This is a genomic window from Acinetobacter sp. YH12116 (assembly GCF_013418895.1).
In the GTDB taxonomy this organism is placed as follows: Bacteria; Pseudomonadota; Gammaproteobacteria; order Pseudomonadales; family Moraxellaceae; genus Acinetobacter; species Acinetobacter indicus.
The window spans coordinates 1-2,523 of record NZ_VPBE01000062.1; the positions used below are offsets into that span (position 1 = coordinate 1).

Below are 2,523 nucleotides of genomic sequence, written 5' to 3' on the forward strand. Positions count from 1 at the left end.
TTAAGTTCTTTATCCGACATAGACACCAACATATCAAACCGTCCGCTAAGAAAATTGCAAAAGTGCATATTCTAAAAGCGGACATTTTTACTTTGGAGAAACCGGACATTTCTATTTTGGAGTTACATTTTGACTTCGTATAAGAGATTTTATGTTAAATAGATATTAAGAACATTTTGAGAATCAAAGAATAATGCTTACATTTTTAGAAATTCAACGTAAGGTTGATCAAATTTGTGAAAAAATTGGGCTGGAAAAAAAAAGAGTTTGGCCCGCAGTTCAGAATGATGGAGCTCCATATGTATTAATCCATGAAAATAAATATTGGTATATTTCTGAAGAAAGAGGAGAAGTTTTTTTTGAAAAAACAACTAAGGATTTTGAAGAGTTGCTTTATTGGATAATGGATAATTTTATATCTAGCTATTCGTTTGAGTTTGAACTTAAGAATAGAACTAGAGGACAAGATTCCCGTCGACTCGCTTTTTCAAAACAAATTGAACTTTTTGGTTTAATCAGTGATCAATGGAAAGTAAAAAAAGAAAATGAGATAAAAAAAGTATTGGAAACAGCTCCTTTTAGAGATGTTTGATTTATAAATATTTATTTTCAAGAGAATTAAAATATCTATGGAATTTCGCATAACAGCCATTATGTTAAATATCTATTCAAGTAACATTATTCTGACTTCATTAGCTACTTGATAAAAAAATTCAGAAGTTTCTTGATCTAAAGGCTCTATTTCTCTAGCTGTTTGAACACCAATAATAATTGACTCTAATTTTGATTTATCTATGTCACCCGTATTTTCACAAGAAATAAGATATTTAAGTTGCTTCCTAATCGATGATGTAACCTCTAAATCTGGAAATTTTTGAGATAAATTTTCACAATGCTCTAAGGCAACTTTAAATAATTCAATCCTTTTCATAGTCACTATTAATAATTAAATATTTCTAAAATTAACATAATACACCTTATACGCAGTCAAAAATGGGAGCCTAAGCTCCCATTTTTATTGATGATTTTTTAATTCTTTTAGCATAGCATCCCGTAAGATTTCATTCATACGTGTTTGATAACCTTTCCCTTGTGCTTTGAACCAAGCAAGTACATCAGCATCTAAACGAATGGAAGTCTGTTGCTTCACTGGGCGGTAAAATTGATTTTGGCGTACAGCATTACTCCAGTCGGCAACTTCAGGAATATCTGATAGATCTAGCTTATCGTCAGGAACTGTTCCCTTAGCAAGCAAGTGTTCAATTTCAGCATCTTGCTTGTCGCTGAATTTTTCATTCAGCTCTTTGCGTGAGTATCTAACCATGCTCATATTTATCTCGCTCTGCTTTAGTTACCTGTCTTGCACTAATGATTCGTATGATTTCACAGTCATCTTCATCAAAGATGGTGTGAGCTACTAAGAGCATTAGTACGCCTTTTACTTTCCCAATGGTCTGCCAACGTTCTTCACCATCGGTATGTCTGTCCTGAATTGAGATCCTCAGTGGATCATCAAAAACAAGGCTTGCCGTTTCGAAAGAGACATCGTGCTTTTTCTGATTCTTTCGATTCTTTGCCTCATCCCATTCGAAATACTGTTTCATAAAAAACATTCAAATTTGTATATACAATAATGTATCACAAAATTATATCACTCAAGTTGAGAAGCGTAATTTTTAGTCAAAATTATTGGCAAAAACTATCAAAATCGCTCATAAAAAAGCCGACTTGTTTCAAAATCGGTTTTTTGGGCATTTTTGGATTTTTCTTGTTTTATTAAGTATCTGATATTTATATTAATATACAAATGTATTGCGTATAACCACCATTATGTTAAATAGAGATAAGACATACTCTAATTTTAGAGTTTTCTTTTAGGTATGATATAAAAATATACAAGCCTAACAGTTTAGTTTAAAGGTTAAAAATTGAATAAATTAACAAATATTTTTATGGCTTTAGGAGTTTGCCTTTCAATGGAAACATTTGCAGAACCTGTTTTTTCTAATGATTTATTAGCGAAAGCAGAAAATGGAGATACTTCTGCTCAGTTAGAATTAGCCGAGATTTATCTATATGGTCATGGTGTTGATTCAGATGAAAATCAAGCTGAAGTTTGGGCTCTTAAATCAGCAGAAAATGGAAATGTAGCAGCAATGTTTTGGTTAGCTGATGGATATGTTACCTATGCTAGATTAATGGAAGATGATGACAAAAACGATTCTTTAGAACATTTCCAAAAAGCTTTTAAGTGGTTTCAGAAAGCCTCAGAAAATGGCCATTCTGAATCAATGGTTGAGTTAGCTTGTCAACGGCATTCTAAAATTGACCCCTTTTACCTTACAAATGGCGAAGTAAAATTGACCCCTTTGATCTCGTATTAAGTTTCAACCTGAGGCTGAATCCCAATTCTTTTTTTATCCTTCAAACGATAACTCTCACCCGATATTTGTACCACATGACAGTGATGTAATAGCCGATCTAACATCGCAGCGGTCAACGTGACATCATCCGCAAATGACT

5 protein-coding genes and 1 pseudogene are annotated in these 2,523 nt (G+C 32.7%); 2 read left to right on the forward strand and 4 right to left on the reverse strand.

Features of this window, described 5'->3' with window-relative positions; translation table 11 throughout:
* Window positions 1-193: 193 nt before the first annotated feature.
* Entirely contained in the window at window positions 194-592 is a 399-nt protein-coding gene (locus FTU54_RS15005) for an Imm63 family immunity protein (protein WP_120402731.1), read from the forward strand.
* 72 nt (window positions 593-664) lie between these two features.
* Here FTU54_RS15005 and FTU54_RS15010 read toward each other — a convergent pair whose 3' ends face one another.
* The 3 genes from FTU54_RS15010 to FTU54_RS15020 form a co-directional block, all read right to left on the reverse strand.
* Window positions 665-931 (reverse strand): immunity protein Tsi6 family protein, encoded by a 267-nt coding sequence (locus tag FTU54_RS15010; protein WP_163168972.1) that lies wholly within the window; start codon window positions 929-931, stop codon window positions 665-667.
* An 84-nt stretch (window positions 932-1,015) separates the two neighbouring features.
* Window positions 1,016-1,330 (reverse strand): BrnA antitoxin family protein, encoded by a 315-nt coding sequence (locus FTU54_RS15015; RefSeq protein ID WP_179990996.1) that lies wholly within the window; start codon window positions 1,328-1,330, stop codon window positions 1,016-1,018.
* Window positions 1,317-1,604, reverse strand: a complete 288-nt coding sequence (locus FTU54_RS15020) for a BrnT family toxin (RefSeq protein ID WP_005244624.1) — start codon at window positions 1,602-1,604, stop codon at window positions 1,317-1,319. Before FTU54_RS15020 ends, FTU54_RS15015 begins: the two co-directional genes overlap by 14 nt.
* Before the next feature lie 372 nt (window positions 1,605-1,976).
* On the opposite strand from FTU54_RS15020, the pseudogene FTU54_RS15025 reads away from it, so the two are divergent.
* Window positions 1,977-2,306: pseudogene (locus FTU54_RS15025) on the forward strand (tetratricopeptide repeat protein); the annotation flags it as partial.
* A gap of 74 nt (window positions 2,307-2,380) precedes the next feature.
* Here the strand turns inward: FTU54_RS15025 and FTU54_RS15225 are convergent.
* A partial coding sequence (locus FTU54_RS15225; RefSeq protein ID WP_257223830.1) for an ATP-binding protein occupies window positions 2,381-2,523 on the reverse strand: 143 nt, incomplete at its 5' end.

Excerpts from the sequence above, each read along its gene's own strand:
- FTU54_RS15005 (WP_120402731.1), top strand. The coding sequence starts at position 194 with ATGCTTACATTTTTAGAAATTCAACGTAAGGTTGATCAAATTTGTGAA.
- FTU54_RS15015 (WP_179990996.1), bottom strand. The coding sequence starts at position 1,330 with ATGAGCATGGTTAGATACTCACGCAAAGAGCTGAATGAAAAATTCAGC.
- FTU54_RS15010 (WP_163168972.1), bottom strand. The coding sequence starts at position 931 with ATGAAAAGGATTGAATTATTTAAAGTTGCCTTAGAGCATTGTGAAAAT.
- FTU54_RS15020 (WP_005244624.1), bottom strand. The coding sequence starts at position 1,604 with ATGAAACAGTATTTCGAATGGGATGAGGCAAAGAATCGAAAGAATCAG.